The following is a 15,480-nucleotide window of genomic DNA, read 5'->3' as shown; positions in this document are numbered from 1 at the left end:
TTCCGGAGCTCTCTGCCTTGAACCTCTCGAAATTCCACGGCGTCGTGCCCGCCATGGCCACGCCTTTCACCGCCGACCACCGGCTCGACGAAGCCCGCGTCGGCGAGCTGATCGACAGCTACATCCGTGCCGGCGTGCACGGCATCTCGGTCGCCGGCAGCCAGGGCGAGTTCTTCGCCCTGGACACCGACGAGCACATTCGCCTGCTGGAGCTGTCGATGCGCGCCATCGACGGCCGCGTGCCGCTGTACGCCGGCACGGGCGGCGCCACCACGCGCCAGGCCATTGCGCTCACGCAGGCGGCCGAAGCCCTGGGCGCCGACCTGGCGCTGGTGATCACACCGTACTTCGTGCAGCCCACGCAGGACGAGCTGGTGGCCCACTACACCGCCGTGGCACGCGCGACGAAGCTGCCCGTGATGCTCTACAACAACCCGCCGCGCACCAGCGTCAACGTGCTGCCTGCCACGCTCGCGCGCTGCATGCAGGCGGCCGAGAACATCGTGGGCATGAAGGACTCGGGCGGTGACCTCACGCAGTCCATCGAGTACCTGTTGGCCGCGCCGCGCCCCGCGCTGCTGTTCTCGGGCCGCGACACCATCGCGCTGTCGATGATGTTCCACGGCGCACAGGGCACCATCTCGCCTGCCGCCAATGTGTTCCCCGAACTGATGGTGCGCCTGTACGACGCGCTGCGCGCCGGCCGCCACGACGAGGCGCTGCGCCTGTCGAACGTGTTCGCGCCGCTGCGCGCGGCCTGGGCCTGGGGCTCGTTCCCGGTCGTCATCAAGGAGGCCATGACCCTCGCGGGCCGCAGCGCCGGACCGACGCGGCCTCCCGTGGCCGGGCTGTCCGAGAAGGTCCGCGCCGACCTGCAGGCCGTGGTCGCCCGCATCGCCGCGAACGCCTAGCTCGCCATGTCGCCGCCCCCCACCGACGGCGAGCGCCGCTACAACGCGCGCCTGGCCGTCCCGCACTACCAGCGCATCTTCGACGGCTGGGCGCGCGTGTCCGCCGCGGTGCGCGCCCGCGCGCCGGGCCGGCTCGACCTGGCCTACGGGCCCGACCCGGCCGAACGGCTCGACCTGTTCCTGCCCGAAGGCCGTCCGCGCGGCACGCTGATGTACATCCACGGCGGCTACTGGCGCTCGCTCGACAAGAGCGACGCCTCGCTGGTCGCACCGCCCTTCACCGCCGCGGGTTACGCGGTGGCGGTGGTCAACTACGCGCTGTGCCCTGCGGTGAGCGTGGAGGCCATCGTCGCGCAGGTGCGCAGCGCGGCAACCTGGCTCGCCACGCACCACGTGCAGTGGGACGCACCGGCCGGGCGCCTGTTCGCCTGTGGCCATTCGGCCGGCGGGCACCTGGCGGCGATGCTGCTGGCCACCGAACCCGCGGTGAGGGCCGCCGTCTGCATCAGCGCGCTGTACGACCTGCGCCCGCTGCTCCACGTGCCGTCGGTGATGGAGGCCACGCCCTTCACGCCGCGCAGTGCGACAGCCCTGAGTCCGGCGTTGTTGCGACCGGCCTCTGCCGCGCCCCTGCTCACCGCGCTGGGCAGCGAGGAGAACGCCGGCTTTCACGAACAATGCGGGATCATCCAACGACAGTGGCACGACGTGCACGCCGGCCATATCGACTGCCCGGGCCACGATCACTTCTCGATCCTCGATGCGCTGGCGCAGGCCGACGGCGTCATCGCGACCGCGGCGCTTGGCCTGATGCGGTCCTTCGACGACACACCTTCCCCATGATCCCAGACAGCGCCCTCGACACCCTTTTCCGACAGGCCCGTTCGCACAACGGCTGGCTGCCCCGACCGGTCAGCGAAGCGCAACTGCGCCAGATTTACGAGCTCGTGAAATGGGGGCCCACCTCGGCCAACTGCTCGCCCATGCGCGTGGTCTTCGTGCGCTCCGACGAAGGCCGAGAACGCCTGCGGCCCCTGCTCTCGCCCGGCAACGTCGAGAAGACGATGACGGCGCCCGTCACCGCGATCCTCGCGTTCGACACGGCCTTCTACCGCGAATTGCCGCGCCTCTTTCCGCACCGGCCAGGGATGCAGGCCGACTTCATCGGTCCTGACAAGGAGCAGCACGCACTGCGCACGGCCTTTCGCAACGCGAGCCTGCAGGCGGGCTACTTCATGCTCGCGGCACGTGCCATCGGGCTGGACTGCGGGCCGATGTCGGGCTTCGATGTGGCGGGCATGGACGCGGCGTTCTGGCAGGGCACCTCGGTGCGCACCAACTTCCTGTGCAACCTCGGCCACGGCGACCCCGCCCACCTGTTCGATCGCCACCCGCGCCTCGCATTCGAAGAAGCCTGCCGCTTCGCCTGAGCGTCGCACATGCGCGCAGACTAGACGCGGATGGCGAGCGCGAATGTGGCGCCAGCACCCGGTTCCGAAGTAGCCCAGAGCCTGCCGCCATGCGCTTCCACGATCGTCCTGCTGATCGCCAAGCCCATTCCCATCCCTGTGCGCTTGGTAGTGAAAAAGGGCTGAAAGATGATGTGGGGATCGCTCAAACCCGGGCCGCTGTCCGTGACAAAAACGATCGCCTCATCGCCGTCCAATCTCGAACTCACGGTGAGCGATCTTGCGACGCCTTCCTGTTCGCCCAAGGCTTCGAGTGCGTTGCGCAACAGGTTGGAGAGAACTTGCTGAATCTGTACGCGGTCGCCTTGGACGACGGGCAGCGTAGGCTCGAGTTCCCTTTTAGGCGTCACGCCCGTGTGAAGCAGTTCGCCGTGGAGCATCTGGAGCACCTCGGTCGTCACAGCGTTCAGGTCCAACGGCTCCCGTACCAGCGGAGCACGCTGGAAGAGAAGCCGGATTCTCTGGACGACATCCGCACTGGCCGCGGCATCGCGCCCGACTCGCTCTAGGCTCTGAAGTGCGCGTTCGATATTGGGCGGCTGCATACTCAGCCAACGTGTACATGCGTCGCCATTCGCCACCACCGCCGCTAGGGGCTGGCTGACTTCGTGTGCAATTGCCGCCGAAAGCTGGCTCACAGCCGCCATCTTCGAGGCACTCGACAGCCGGGTTTCCATGGCACGAAGTTCGGCGTCTTTTCTTTTGACGTCGTCCAGGTCGGTGATCGATCCGTACCATCGGACCAAGCGCCCGCCGTCGTCCCGTTGCGGTACGGCTTGAAATTGGAACCACCGGTAGACGCCGTCGTGACGCCGCATGCGATGTTCAATGAGGCAGGCCTCTCCCGCCGCGACGGCCTGCGACCAGAGCGCGATAGTGTGTGGGAGGTCGTCGGGATGCAAATGCGCTGCCTGCTTCCAGGCTTGCAGGGCTTCCAGACCGGTTCCGAAGTAACGCAGCAGCGGGCCGTTCACGAACTCCAGTTCACCCTCTGCGGTGGTCGTGAACAGCATCGCCGGCACGCGGTCCAGAATTTGGCTATAGGAATCGGCGCTCTCGCGGGCCAGATGTTCCTGCTTGCGGCGCGCGTCGATCTCGGTGCTTGTGCCGTACCACTTGAGGACCTGTCCGGACGCATCACGCAAGGGTTGCGCACGCGCCAGGAACCACAGGTAGTCGCCGTCGGAGCGACGAAGCCGCAGCTCCATTTCGATTGGCACGCCCGTCTCGACGGCTGCCTGCCAGTCACTCAAGACCCGCTCCCGATCCTCGGGATGGAGCACCTGAGACCAGCCTTGAGCCACGGACTCTTCGCTCGACAAACCGGAAAATGCAACCCAGTAGCTGTTGAAGAAATCAGCCGCACCATCCGGTCCGGCGGTCCAGGCCAGCACCGGAATTGCGTCGATGATTGTTCGCAGATCGGGCGTGGGGAGAGCTTTCGCGACGCGTTTTCGCACGGTCGTGCGTGTCGAATCATCGTAAGACCTTGCCATGAGACTTTCTCCGGGCGCCTTGGTGCAATTTAGATCCCGCGAAAGACGGGCCCGGAGCGGGCCAACCTTTACGGAGCTGTCACCCTGATTTTCTGGATGGCACTGGCGATTTTGCTGCCAGAACATACATGACGCTGACGTGCAATCATGTTTTAGCGTTAGCCGCAGCGTTGTGGCGCGGATGTACGATGATTTCCGCTTCCGGACCTCAAAAGGTTCGTCCTGAGCCCGGCATCAGCCGGGCATGGACGGCAGCGAGGCGCGGTAAGGAGTGAGCCATGCGACCCAATGCCATTGCATCTCCGGGCCTTGATGACGTTGTGAATGCGCGCTCCTCCAGCGGGCCGAACGATGGCTGACCCTCTGGAGACCTTGCAATCGGTCGTGGCTGTGGTCGACGACGATCGGCGCATGCTGGAAGGCCTGCAAGACTTGCTCGAATCCGCCGGCCATGCTGTTCGAGTTTTCTCTTCAGCGTCCGCGTTCCTGGCTAGCGACAGCTTCGAAGCGGCAGGATGCCTGATCTGCGACATCTGCATGCCGGGCATGGACGGTTGGGGATTGCAGCGCCTGGCTTCGCTACGCCGCCCTGAACTCCCGGTCATTCTGATGACGGCTCATGTGGACGAGGCCAAATTCATCTCGTCGCGCTGCATCGGACGCAAGCCCGAGCTGTTCAAAAAACCATTCGATGGCCCGTCGCTCCTTCGAACGGTCGACTCTTGTCTACGTCGCGGCTGAAATTGCGACTTTGCAGGGGCAAAGCACCTGTTAAAGGGGCGCCCGCCGCGAATGCGTCACTGGCACCTCTAGCGCATCGGCAATGCGCACGAGTGTGGGAAGCGAGTCCGCGCCGAGCTTGCGCATGATGCTGCTTCGATGAATCTGCAAAGTGATCTCGCTGATCCCGAGGATGGCTGCAGCCTGCTTGTTCAGGAGGCCGCCGACCACCAGCGGCAAGACTTCGCGCTCGCGTGGCGACAGCGTGCCAAAACGCTCGCTCAATGCGGAGCGCGCCGCCAATGAGCGTCGGCGTTCGCCGTCCAGGCGAACAGCTTCGCGAATCGAACTCAACAGGTGCTGAGTATCGAAAGGCTTGGTCAGAAAGTCGACCGCACCGGCCTTGCAAGCCCTCACAGAACTTGGAATGTCTCCGTGTCCGGTCAGAAAAACAATGCTGGGGTGAACACCTTGCTCTAGCTGCGCCTGCAATTCCAGGCCGCTGATGTCAGGCAGTTCGACATCCAGCACAAGGCAAGAAGGAAGATCGGGTCGCACGAAGCGCAGATAGTCAGTCGCATTCGAGAAGCACGCGACATTCATGCCTTCAGCAGTCAGCAAATCCTCCAACCCTTCGCGCATCCGAAAGTCATCGTCGACAACATAGATTAGGTGGTCCGCTGCATCCATCCGATGAGCTCCTCGCCGAATTGCGATCTTTACTCGATGCGACCGCATCGGACCATCGTTCATTCAATAGCCGGTGGTCGTCTGCAGTTCACTCCGCGCGAATATTAGCGCGCGCCGCGGTCGCTCGCATCAATGGAAGTTCCGCCTCGAGATACTCGGCTGCTTGTGCAGAGCCCGCAAACATTGCCTCCACACCTTGCTCGGCCAAGCTTTGCCGCACCGAATCATCGGCAATCGTCTCCTGCAACGCGATCTCCAGCTTGGCCAGCACCTGCGAAGGCAGGCCTCGCGGGCCGACCAGCATGCCCCAGCTGTCGAAGACGACCTCCGGGTAGCCGGATTCGGCGAAGGTCGGCACGTCGGGCAGCAAAGGTGAGCGCCGCGCCGAAGTGATAGCAAGCGGTTTGACCCTGCCGGCGCGAATCTGAGGCACCGCAGAGGTCAGCGTGTCGAACAGAAAGCCGACTTGCCCTCCGATGAGGTCTTTCATGGCGAGGGAGCTGCCGCGGTACGGCACATGCATGAGCTGGATGCCCATCGCGCGGGTGGCGATCGCCCCGGCGAAGTGAGAGCTTGTGCCTGCACCAAAGGAGGCGTAGGCGAACTTGTCCGGACTCGCCCTGAGGGTCGTGGCTACCTCGCGCAGGCTGTTCAGCGGCACCTTGGTGTTGGCCAGCATCACAAGGGGCACGCGGCTGATCATTCCGATCGGTTGGAAACTCTTGATCGGATCGTAGGGCAAGGAGGATTGAATGGCCGGATTCAGCGTGAACGTGGAACCGGAACTCAGCAACAAGGTGTATCCGTCTGCTTTGGCGTGTGCCACGTATGCAGCGCCGATCGCTGTGCCCGCCCCTGGGCGGTTTTCCACGATGACGCTTTGCTCCAATCGTCTCGCCAGCACAGCAGCAACGATCCGTGCCTGCACGTCGCCGCTGCCCCCGGGCGGGAATGGCACCACAAGCACGACAGGTCGTGACGGATAGGCGTCCTGCGCCAGTGCCGCCGGTGGCTGGAGAACCGAACCAAGCAACATGGAAAGGCCGGCGAATCGCAGAAGACGGAAGATGTTCACCTCAGATTCCTCGATCGGACCGTGACGTTGCGTCCAGCATCGGCCATGGTCGATGGCGCGCATGTCTTATCGCAGCGCGAGAGGCTATCAGCGGCTCTTGGAGATCGCCATCACGTTTTTGCGTGAGTCGATCCGGGGATTTCGACAACGAATGGCAACTGCCTCGCAGACTTCTCGCTGAGTCATTGTGCGCGGCGCGGAACGAAGCCGACAAGGAGTAACGTGAAAATGTTATTCACGAAAACGACATGGGCGGTTAGCGTGCCGGCTGGTACCGGGTTGCGGCCTCCGCGGGTCGCACGCTCCGGGGTTTAGACGACGCCCTCGAAAGCTGGCGGCCACATGATTCACAGCGAGCTCAAAACCCTGCGCTACTTCACAGTGCTGGCAGAGACGCTCAGCTTCACGTCTGCAGCCACGAAGCTCGGAATGTCTCAGCCAGCACTGAGCTTGGCGTTGCAACGCCTCGAGGAGCAGATGGGCGTTCCGCTGGTCAGCCGAACGAATCGATCAGTGGTCTTGACTCCGGCGGGCAAGGCTTACGCACGAGGCGCGCGAGAGGTTCTGGCGCTCGTAGGCCAAATGGAGCGCAATGTCATCGCAATCGCTTCCGGCGGCGAGGGATTTTGTCGAATCGGGTTTGTCCAATCCGCGTCGTTCGATCTGCTGCCCGAGTTGTTGCCGTTCCTGCAGCGCCAGCTGCCCGGCGTCCGCTTCCAGATGTCCGCACTGCCCTCCTATGACCAGATGTACAAGCTGGAGGAAGGCGAGCTTGACCTCGGGCTCGTGCGGCAATCCACTTTCGCGTCGGACGTGCTCGAATTCACGCTCGTTCACCGTCAAAGGATGGTGGCCGCTCTTCCCCGGACGCATCCCTTGGCCAACCAGGCCAGCCTTAAGCTCACCTCGCTGAATGCGGACCGCTTCGTAACCATCGATTCGCGCATCCTCGCCGCTTGCAGTGCCGCCGGCTTTCAGCCGCGCGCTGCACTCGAGGCGTTTGAAGTACCCACCATCTTGTCGTTTGTCAGCGGCGGCCTGGGGGTCGCTCTGTTGCCTGCCAGTTGCCGCCGTTTTGCAGATCCCGCCGTAGCGCTCGTCGAACTGGAGGACACAAGCGAGCACCTCGAGCTGCCGCTCTACTTGGTGTCGAGAACGCGGGAACGCGACAGCGCCGTCAAGCGCGTCCTCCTGGCCGCTCACAGCTTCACCGCGACGCGACAACTCTGAGCTTGCGGCGACACGCTCGCCGCCTGAGCAGCGCTCCGTGGCGCTCGCCCTAACCGGGAGTCCCCGCAGGCCTTCATAAGCGGGGCAAATTCATTCATACGCCGTTGCTATGGGTGGCCTCGGATCATCGAGGCATCAAAAGTCGAGATGCGAAGCACTCGATGCCACCCTTATCTGGAGCAGCGGTCATGTACCTTCAGCGGCAAAGTTCATTCGAGGTGTTCGTAATGCATGCCGAGCCTTTGCTGAGGCTCGGAATCTGTGCAGCATTGCGCGAAGAGCCAGGCATGGTGGTGCGTTGCGGTCCACCACTGCAAGATTCGGCGGCGCCGCCGCCCCAGGACCTCGACGTCATCGTGGCCGACTACGACGCGGCCATGGACCTCGTGGGGCCCGGGCGCGAAAGCGCTGACATTTACGTTGGCGCGACGCCCCGCAGGCGCGTCGTCGTCTTGAGCGCCAGAAATAGCCAGCGTGAGATTCGGGTCGCACTTGAATGTGGCGTTCTCGGATATCTCACGCCCGACTGCTCCCCGCGTGAGCTCGCAGAAGGGGTTCGCGCCGCAGGTCGCGGTTCGAGATGCATCGGTATCCCGGTCGCCGAGCGAATTGCGGACTGCCTGTCTCAGGAAGCGCTGACCGTCCGGGAACAAGACGTCCTTTCCTTGGTGACGCTCGGGCTCTCCAACAAGGCGATTGCGAACAAGCTCGACTTGCACGTCGGCACCGTGAAGTGCCACGTGCAATCGATTCTCTCGAAGCTGAAGGTCGCAAGTCGTACCGAAGCTGCCTCGACGGCCATGCAACGCGGGTTGGCTTGACGGACGCTCGCATGGTTTTTCGCCCCGCTCGGCAAGGCGCCCGGCGCACACAAGCACCAAGGAGATACACATGACCCATCCCGAATCGATGCTCGCCGCAATCGTGGACAGCCCTGGCGCTGCCTTCCGTGTGGCTCAAATCCAGAGTCCAAGTCTTTCCGCAGGGCATGTTCTCGTGCGAATCAGGGCCAGCGGCGTGAATCCACTCGACGTGAAGATCCGGGCGGGCGAAGCCGCGCACGCGAAGCATCCGTTGCCTGCCATCCTGGGCCTGGATCTGGCCGGAGTGGTCGAAAATGTGGGAAGCGGCGTGACCACCTTCAAGCGGGGCGACGAGGTGTATGGCATGACCGGAGGCGTCGGCGGGCTTCAGGGATCCCTGGCAGAGTTTGCGGCAGTAGACGCCAGGCTGCTCGCGCCAAAGCCGAGGAACCTGAGCATGAGGGAAGCGGCCGCGCTGCCGCTGGTATTTATCACCGCCTGGGAGGGGCTGGTAGACCGGGCATCAATCCAGAAACGCCAGCAGGTATTGATTCATGGAGGCGCCGGCGGCGTCGGTCACGTGGCCGTCCAGATCGCCAATGCGCTCGGTGCGAAGGTGTATGCAACGGATGCCGAGTCGAAGCGAAGCTATGTCGAAAAGATCGGTGCCGTCCTGATCGACTACGCCGCAGAGTCTATCGAGGACTATGTAGGGCGGCACACCGACGGGCACGGCTTTGATCTGGTGTACGACACAGTAGGTGGGGCGACGCTCGACGCATCGTTCGCTGCAGTGCGCCGCTTCGGTCATGTCGTGAGTTGCCTTGGATGGGGAACCCACGCCCTCGGTCCGCTGTCCTTCCGTGCAGGAACCTATTCGGGTGTTTTTACGCTGCTGCCGATGCTGAGCGGAGTCGGGCGTGAACACCACGGCGAGATCCTTCGGCACGCCACTCGCCTGGTCGAAGACGGAAAGCTTGTTCCCCGCGTCGACCCGCGCATCTTCACGCTGGACACCGTCGACGACGCGTATCGGGCCATCAGGGACCGCACGGCCGAAGGCAAGCTTGTCGTCGATATCGACGCTCGGCAGCCTTTCAACCGGGAGTAGTCCGATGAAGGCCATCGTTCTGGAAGCCCATGGCGGCCCCGAACAACTGAAGCTGAAAGACGTCGATTGCCCGACACCCGGAACTGGCGAAGTGCTTGTGGAAGTTGCGGCCGCCGGAGTCAACTTCATGGACACGGGCACACGCCGCGGACATCCGGGTGGGCGAACCGATTTGCCATTGACACCCGGAGTAGAGGGTGCCGGCAAGGTGATCAGCCTCGGAAAAGAGGTGACATCATTCAAGGTCGATGACCGGGTGGCGTGGTATTTCGCCTGGGGCAGCTATGCCGAGCAAGTGATCGTTCCGGCCACCCAGCTCGTTCCCTTGCCGGATGACATCGCCTACGAGACGGCCGCCGGGTTGATGATGCAGGGACTCACAGCGAGCAACCTGGTCTTCGAGTCCCATATGCTCCGACCCGGTGAGACTGCATTGATACATGCAGCTGCCGGTGGCGTGGGCTTGCTGCTCACGCAAATGGTGCGCGTGCTCGGCGGGCGGGTGATCGGCCGCGTGTCGAGCGCCGAGAAGATTGCGGCCGCCAAGGCAGCGGGTGCAAGCCATGTGATTGTCGACCGCAGCGGCAACTTTGCCGCCGAGCTCCTTCGGCTCACCAGCAATGTTGGAGTGCAAGTCGTCTATGACGGCTCCGGCGCCGAGACATTCAGAAATTCACTCGCGGTTGTCGACTTTCACGGAACGCTGGCTCTCTACGGGCCGCTCTTCGACGAGCCGATGCCGCCATTCACCGTCTGGGACATTCCCAAGAGCATCAAGGTCACGTACCCAGTCGTGCTTGATCATTGTCGGACGCATGAGCGCCTGGTCCGCAATGCAAGCCGCTTGTTTGACTGGGTTCGCGCTGGGGATCTAACGGTGTCGATCGGAAAGCGGTATCCGCTCGCGGACGCCGCAAGCGCGCATCGTGACATCGAGTCACGCCGCACCACCGGCAAGCTTCTCCTGCTGCCTCGGCCTTGAACAGCCATCAGCCCTACAACCATTGAAAGCTAGATCATGAAAAGAATCGGCGTCGGAGTGATCGGTGCAAGTCCGCTCAATCCTGGATGGGCTATCGCCGCCCATATCCCTGCGATCCGCGCTCTTCCTGACTATGAGCTTCGGGCAGTCAGCACGAGCAGCAGGCAATCGGCCGAGGCGGCCGCGACTGCGTTTGGCGTACTGGCGTTCGATAACTACGAGGAGCTCGTCACCTGTCCCGACGTGGATCTCGTCGTTGTCACGGTGAAGGTACGTCATCACCACGCCATGGTTTCGGCTGCCCTGGCGGCAGGAAGGATGGTGCTCTGCGAGTGGCCGCTTGGCAGAGAACTTGCCGAAGCGCGAGACCTGGCGGAGCGAGCGACGGCGGCAGGCGTTCGCACGGCTATCGGGCTGCAAGGCCGCTTTGCACCGGCAATTCAGCATGCGCGCAAGCTGATCCGCGAAGGCTATGTCGGACAAGTTCTGGCAACCACGCTGGTCGGCTCAGGAATCGCATGGGGACCGGAGACCGAACGGTCGCGCGGCTACATCTTCGATGTGGCGGAGGGCGCCTCCACCCTGACCGTCCCCACACTCCATGCACTGGACGCACTCAACTTCATGCTGGGAGATTTCGTCGATGTAGGCGCGAGGCTCGGTATGGGACGGCAATGGGTCCGCGTCAAGGAAGACGATCGGATGCTGGCGGTATCGGCCCCGGACCAGATCGCCATTTTCGGTGGACTGTACAGCGGTGCGACTGCGTCCATCTTTTACCGCGGTGGGGTTTCGCGAGGCAGCAATCTTCACTGGGAAATCAATGGAACAGAAGGCGATCTGGTCGTCAGCTCACCCATCGGGAACGTACAAGTCGCGGACTTGAGACTTAGCGGTGCACGAGGCGATGACATTACGGCCTCCGACATCGAGTTGCCTGGCCTGCAGACGGACTTCGACATTCCTGGAGTGCCCGGGGGCAACACTTTGCGGCTCTATGCCCAGTTGGCCGACGATATCCGGAACAACACGCATCTCACGCCCGACTTCGCGCGCGCTTGCTACCAGCACGAGGTGATTGCAGCGATCGAGAGGGCGTCCGCCACGGGAAAGGTGCAATCCCTCGCTCGCAGAAACGCATAGCCCTCCGTCCATTCAAGGCCGATACACCGGAGCATCCAATGCACATATCGTTCGAAATCGCCGAAAGGATAAGACTCAAGAAGGCGCAGTACTGCCGCTTTGTGGACACCAAGCAATGGGAGAGCTTCAAGAGGCTGACCTTGCCCCACGCAAAGTTCATCTTCTATGGAGTAGACGGCAAGGTTCTTCATGAGTTTTCTTCGACCGAGGACCTCCTCGGGCCGACAGTACGGTTGCTCGAAGGTGCACGGACCAGTCACCGGGTATGCAACTCCGAACTCTCCTTGGTTTCCGAACGCAGGGTCTGCGCCATCTGGGCCATGGAGGACTACCTGGTGTTCCCCGCACACAACGGCAACCCGGGCTCCGCCATGCGCGGCTATGGCCACTACTACGAGACGTGGGAGAAACACGGCGACGACTGGTTTCTCGCAAAGCTCGAGCTGCATCGTCAGATATTGAGTTCGTTCGTGCTGCCCAGCGGCGATACGCAGGCCAATGCGGACGGCCTGTCGTGAAACACCTTCAAGGCGTCATTGAATGAGCCAGCGCTCATTCCACGAAATTGGATCAGCGAATCCTCGTTGGTCTTCTCGAAGAGCACGCGGTCGCGGCTCTCGCTTCCAGGGCTGGCATTCGCCATGCACTTTCTCTCGTCCATTCCTCAAGGAGTTCAACATGCCATTTGTCAACGTAAAGCTGGTCGACGGTGTATTTTCGACCGAGGAGAAGCACGCGCTCGCTAAGGCGCTCACCGACGTCATGGTCAAGTTCGAAGGCTCGGAAGCCTTCAGGGAGGTGGTGTGGGTCCTGATCGAGGAACTCCATACGGACGGCTGGCATATCGGTGGACGGCCGTTCGCAGGGCCCAAATCGCTCAAGGAGACGCTGGGCAATTCCAAGGCCATTTTCGAAACCATTAACGGTGAGCCGATGACCCGAGCGGAATGGGCCGCCGCAGCACCGGTCCGCTCGTAGACCCCGAGCGAAACGAAGGTTGCATGATGAAATCAGCTACACGCCCTACATCCGCGGTGCGCGCACTTGCCGCTGCCTGCGTACTGACCATCGCAGTCCTGACGGCGCTGCCTGCGAGCGCCGAAGTCACCAGTCCCGTTCTCGCCATCAATGATGAAGCAGCGAAGGCGGACATCACTGTTACGCCGATCCGAGGAAACCTCAGTGTTCTGATGGGCTCGGGCGGGAACATCGGGGTACTTTCCACGCCCGACGGCAAGTTCCTCGTCGATTCCGGCATCGCCGTCTCCAAGCCGAAGGTCAAGGCGGCGCTCGACGGCATCAGCAAGCTGCCGCCGCGGTACCTCGTCAACACGCACTGGCACTGGGACCACTCCGACGGTAATGAATGGGTGAACGCCGAAGGCGCAACGATTCTCTCTCATGACAACGTGCTGAAGCGGCTACGGGACCGCACCCGCGTGATCGAATGGGGTTACACATTCCCTCCTCTGCCGCCTGGAGCGTTGCCGACCGTCACTTACGGAAAGCAAAAAACGATGGAGTTCGGTGGGGAGACGATCATCCTGACCAACTACGGTGGCGGACATAGCGATGGCGACACCGCGGTGTACTTCAAGAAAGCGGACGTGCTTCAGCTCGGCGACATTTTCTGGAATGGCCACTATCCGTTCATCGACTACGGTGCCGGTGGAAGCATCGACGGCATGATCCGGTGGGTCGACGCGAGCCTCAAGCGAACGACGGAAAAAACGATCGTCATTCCAGGCCATGGTCCGATTGGAAATCGCGCGGAGCTCATGGAGTACCGGGACATGCTGGTCACGTCGCGAAAGAACGTCGCTGCATTGAAGAAGCAGGGAAAGTCGCTTGCCGAGATCGTGGCACTGAAACCGACCGCCAAGTTCGACGGAAAGTACGGTGCCTTTGTGATCGATCCGGCGTTCTTCACGCTCTTGGTCTACATGGGCGTCTAGACTGTGAGGGCTTGAGCTCGCTCCCTGCACGGGGGCGAGCCAGCGATGCCGCTGCCCAAATAGTGAAACTTCAGCCTTTCACGATGAATCGCGCGGCCCTTGCCGCGTCCGCCACGGCATCCTCATCTTCTTCGATGACTTGAACCGGGGCGCGCTCAGCCAACCAAGGATTGGGAGTGGCGAACCAGATCGACAAGTCCCAGCCGTCAAACACCCCTGCCAGCTGTGCCACGGCTTTCCTCGCCCCGCTCTTCAGGACCAGGCTGTATCCATCGAGCTGGAACACGGGTATCCAATAGTCTCGGTTCCACTCAAAGCTGATGAGCTCGCCCGACACAATCGCCCGCGCTAAGCTGGCATGGTCGCCGTGACCTCTGCGAACTAATACGTCTGCAAGGTCATCGACGCGCATGAGCCCCCCAAAAGGCCGCAGGGCCGAGAGCAACGCGACGAAGGCGTGGTCTCGGGTCGCCGTTGGCGACGCCGGAACGGGAGTCCAGGTTCGCGCCACTCCGCCGACGCGGTGGGACGAACCGAGCTCCAGTGCCAAGGCGGTCTGCATCGACAGCACGAACTCCGGCTGGTGATCCATCGCGTAGGTGGGGTCCCGCCTCATGGCTGTCCCCTGTGCAACTGAGAGGGCGCAAACAAATTGAGGGTTGCGTGTGGCATTGGCGTACTCGACGAATGGTTCTTCGTGCAGGTACTTTCTCCCCCGGGAGCTGTCAACGCATCTTCCATAGGACCGACCACAGCCAGCAAAGACGTCTCCCTTTGCACACAGTCTTCTGACCGATGCAAGGACGTTCCAGCGGCAGATGTTCGAGGCGCATCCACTGCCTACGATTCTTTTCAACCAACCGAAAAGGAATCCACGCCATGGCCAGATCAATCGTTATCAGCAAACACGGCGCGACGCGCCGCGACGTACTCGCTGGCGGCGCCGGCGTTGCGCTTGCACTCTCGATTTCCACGGCGACTCAGGTCGCATCCGCCCAGGCCGCAGGAATGCCTGCATCTCGCAATCCACTGAAAGGAAGCCGAACGATGAACACCGTCACAACCAAAGATGGCACGCAGATTTACTTCAAGGATTGGGGGCCGAAAAGCGGCCAGCCGATCGTGTTCTGCCACGGATGGCCACTGAGCTCCGACAGCTGGGAATCCCAGATGCTGTTCCTGGGCGGGCAAGGATATCGGTGCATCGCGCACGATCGGCGAGGCCATGGCCGCTCGAGCCAGCCTTGGCAAGGCAATGACATGGACACCTATGCGGACGACATGGAAGTCATGTTGGATTCGCTGAACATCAGGAATGCCGTGCTGGTCGGATTTTCCACCGGCGGCGGAGAAGTCGCACGCTACATCGGCCGCCACGGGACGAAACGCGTCGCGAAAGCCGTACTCGTCTCTGCCATTCCGCCGCTGATGCTGAAGACAGCGGCGAATCCCGGTGGCGTTCCCCTGGAAGTGTTCGACGGGCTCCGCGCCCAGCAACTGGCGAACCGTTCGCAGTTTTTCAAGGACATCGCGAGCGGACCGTTCTATGGCTTCAATCGCCCGGGTGCCAAGGCTTCCCAAGGCCTCATCGATGCCTGGTGGCTGCAAGGCATGATGGGCGGACACAAGAACACGTTCGATTGCATCAAGGTTTTCTCCGAGACGGATTTCACGGAAGACCTCAAGAAGTTCACCATTCCGACGCTCGTGATCCATGGCGGCGACGACCAAGTGGTTCCGATCGACGTCGGCGGCCGGGCTTCGGCCAAGATGGTCAAGACTTCAAAGCTTATCGTCTATCCCGGCGCTCCGCACGGGCTGACCGATACCCACAAGGATCGGTTCAACGCCGACCTGCTCGACTTCATCAAGTCTGAACAGAAGGCGTGACCTTC

17 protein-coding genes are annotated in these 15,480 nt (G+C 62.4%); 13 read left to right on the top strand and 4 right to left on the bottom strand.

The features are described from left to right. Positions 1 to 17 precede the first annotated feature (17 nt). The 3 genes from dapA to ABID97_RS26315 are packed head-to-tail and all read left to right on the top strand — an operon-like array spanning position 18 to position 2,341. Positions 18 to 911 carry a 4-hydroxy-tetrahydrodipicolinate synthase gene (dapA, locus tag ABID97_RS26325; protein ID WP_354402133.1) on the top strand — a complete coding sequence of 298 codons (894 nt, stop codon included), beginning with the start codon at positions 18 to 20 and terminating at the stop codon, positions 909 to 911. A gap of 6 nt (positions 912 to 917) precedes the next feature. Next, positions 918 to 1,754 carry an alpha/beta hydrolase gene (locus tag ABID97_RS26320; RefSeq protein WP_354402131.1) on the top strand — a complete coding sequence of 279 codons (837 nt, stop codon included), beginning with the start codon at positions 918 to 920 and terminating at the stop codon, positions 1,752 to 1,754. Beyond that, complete coding sequence (locus ABID97_RS26315; protein ID WP_354402129.1) at positions 1,751 to 2,341, top strand: malonic semialdehyde reductase; 591 nt, start codon at positions 1,751 to 1,753, stop codon at positions 2,339 to 2,341. Before ABID97_RS26320 ends, ABID97_RS26315 begins: the two co-directional genes overlap by 4 nt. A 20-nt stretch (positions 2,342 to 2,361) precedes the next feature. Here the strand turns inward: ABID97_RS26315 and ABID97_RS26310 are convergent, their stop codons facing one another. Next, a complete protein-coding gene (locus ABID97_RS26310) occupies positions 2,362 to 3,876 on the bottom strand; it encodes a PAS domain-containing sensor histidine kinase (protein ID WP_354402127.1) in 1,515 nt (504 codons plus the stop codon). 351 nt (positions 3,877 to 4,227) lie between these two features. Between ABID97_RS26310 and ABID97_RS26305 the strand changes: the two genes are divergently transcribed. Further along, positions 4,228 to 4,617, top strand: coding sequence for a response regulator transcription factor (locus tag ABID97_RS26305; RefSeq protein ID WP_354402125.1), 390 nt, complete (start codon positions 4,228 to 4,230; stop codon positions 4,615 to 4,617). 30 nt (positions 4,618 to 4,647) lie between these two features. Here the strand turns inward: ABID97_RS26305 and ABID97_RS26300 are convergent, their stop codons facing one another. Continuing rightward, positions 4,648 to 5,286 (bottom strand): response regulator transcription factor, encoded by a 639-nt coding sequence (locus tag ABID97_RS26300; protein WP_354402123.1) that lies wholly within the window; start codon positions 5,284 to 5,286, stop codon positions 4,648 to 4,650. An 88-nt stretch (positions 5,287 to 5,374) separates the two neighbouring features. After that, entirely contained in the window at positions 5,375 to 6,424 is a 1,050-nt protein-coding gene (locus ABID97_RS26295) for a Bug family tripartite tricarboxylate transporter substrate binding protein (protein WP_354402121.1), read from the bottom strand. A gap of 279 nt (positions 6,425 to 6,703) precedes the next feature. Here ABID97_RS26295 and ABID97_RS26290 point away from each other — a divergent pair, with 279 nt between their 5' ends. The 8 genes from ABID97_RS26290 (at position 6,704) to ABID97_RS26255 (ending at position 13,585) form a co-directional block, all read left to right on the top strand. Then, entirely contained in the window at positions 6,704 to 7,591 is an 888-nt protein-coding gene (locus ABID97_RS26290) for a LysR substrate-binding domain-containing protein (protein WP_354402119.1), read from the top strand. Positions 7,592 to 7,779: 188 nt separating this feature from the next. Then, positions 7,780 to 8,412, top strand: coding sequence for a LuxR C-terminal-related transcriptional regulator (locus tag ABID97_RS26285; RefSeq protein WP_354402117.1), 633 nt, complete (start codon positions 7,780 to 7,782; stop codon positions 8,410 to 8,412). A gap of 70 nt (positions 8,413 to 8,482) precedes the next feature. Continuing rightward, positions 8,483 to 9,505: a zinc-dependent alcohol dehydrogenase family protein gene (locus ABID97_RS26280; protein ID WP_354402115.1), complete on the top strand. Its 1,023-nt coding sequence runs from the start codon at positions 8,483 to 8,485 to the stop codon at positions 9,503 to 9,505. 4 nt (positions 9,506 to 9,509) lie between these two features. Beyond that, positions 9,510 to 10,487, top strand: a complete 978-nt coding sequence (locus ABID97_RS26275) for a quinone oxidoreductase family protein (protein WP_354402113.1) — start codon at positions 9,510 to 9,512, stop codon at positions 10,485 to 10,487. Between the two features lie 36 nt (positions 10,488 to 10,523). Beyond that, a complete protein-coding gene (locus ABID97_RS26270) occupies positions 10,524 to 11,630 on the top strand; it encodes a Gfo/Idh/MocA family protein (protein WP_354402111.1) in 1,107 nt (368 codons plus the stop codon). 38 nt (positions 11,631 to 11,668) lie between these two features. Beyond that, positions 11,669 to 12,148 (top strand): nuclear transport factor 2 family protein, encoded by a 480-nt coding sequence (locus tag ABID97_RS26265; RefSeq protein ID WP_354402109.1) that lies wholly within the window; start codon positions 11,669 to 11,671, stop codon positions 12,146 to 12,148. Between the two features lie 160 nt (positions 12,149 to 12,308). Then, the gene (locus ABID97_RS26260) at positions 12,309 to 12,608 is read left to right on the top strand and encodes a tautomerase family protein (RefSeq protein ID WP_354402107.1); all 300 of its coding nucleotides are present in this window, start codon (positions 12,309 to 12,311) and stop codon (positions 12,606 to 12,608) included. A 23-nt stretch (positions 12,609 to 12,631) separates the two neighbouring features. Further along, positions 12,632 to 13,585, top strand: a complete 954-nt coding sequence (locus ABID97_RS26255) for an MBL fold metallo-hydrolase (RefSeq protein WP_354402105.1) — start codon at positions 12,632 to 12,634, stop codon at positions 13,583 to 13,585. A 70-nt stretch (positions 13,586 to 13,655) separates the two neighbouring features. On the opposite strand, the gene ABID97_RS26250 is transcribed toward ABID97_RS26255, so the two are convergent. Beyond that, the gene (locus ABID97_RS26250) at positions 13,656 to 14,177 is read right to left on the bottom strand and encodes a hypothetical protein (protein ID WP_354402103.1); all 522 of its coding nucleotides are present in this window, start codon (positions 14,175 to 14,177) and stop codon (positions 13,656 to 13,658) included. A gap of 287 nt (positions 14,178 to 14,464) precedes the next feature. On the opposite strand from ABID97_RS26250, the gene ABID97_RS26245 reads away from it, so the two are divergent. Further along, entirely contained in the window at positions 14,465 to 15,475 is a 1,011-nt protein-coding gene (locus ABID97_RS26245; RefSeq protein ID WP_354402101.1) for an alpha/beta fold hydrolase, read from the top strand. Positions 15,476 to 15,480: the final 5 nt, after the last annotated feature.

It is taken from the genome of Variovorax sp. OAS795, from assembly GCF_040546685.1.
GTDB lineage: Bacteria > Pseudomonadota > Gammaproteobacteria > Burkholderiales > Burkholderiaceae_C > Variovorax.
Note: the sequence above shows the minus strand (reverse complement) of the source record. Positions and strands in the feature narration are given on the sequence as shown.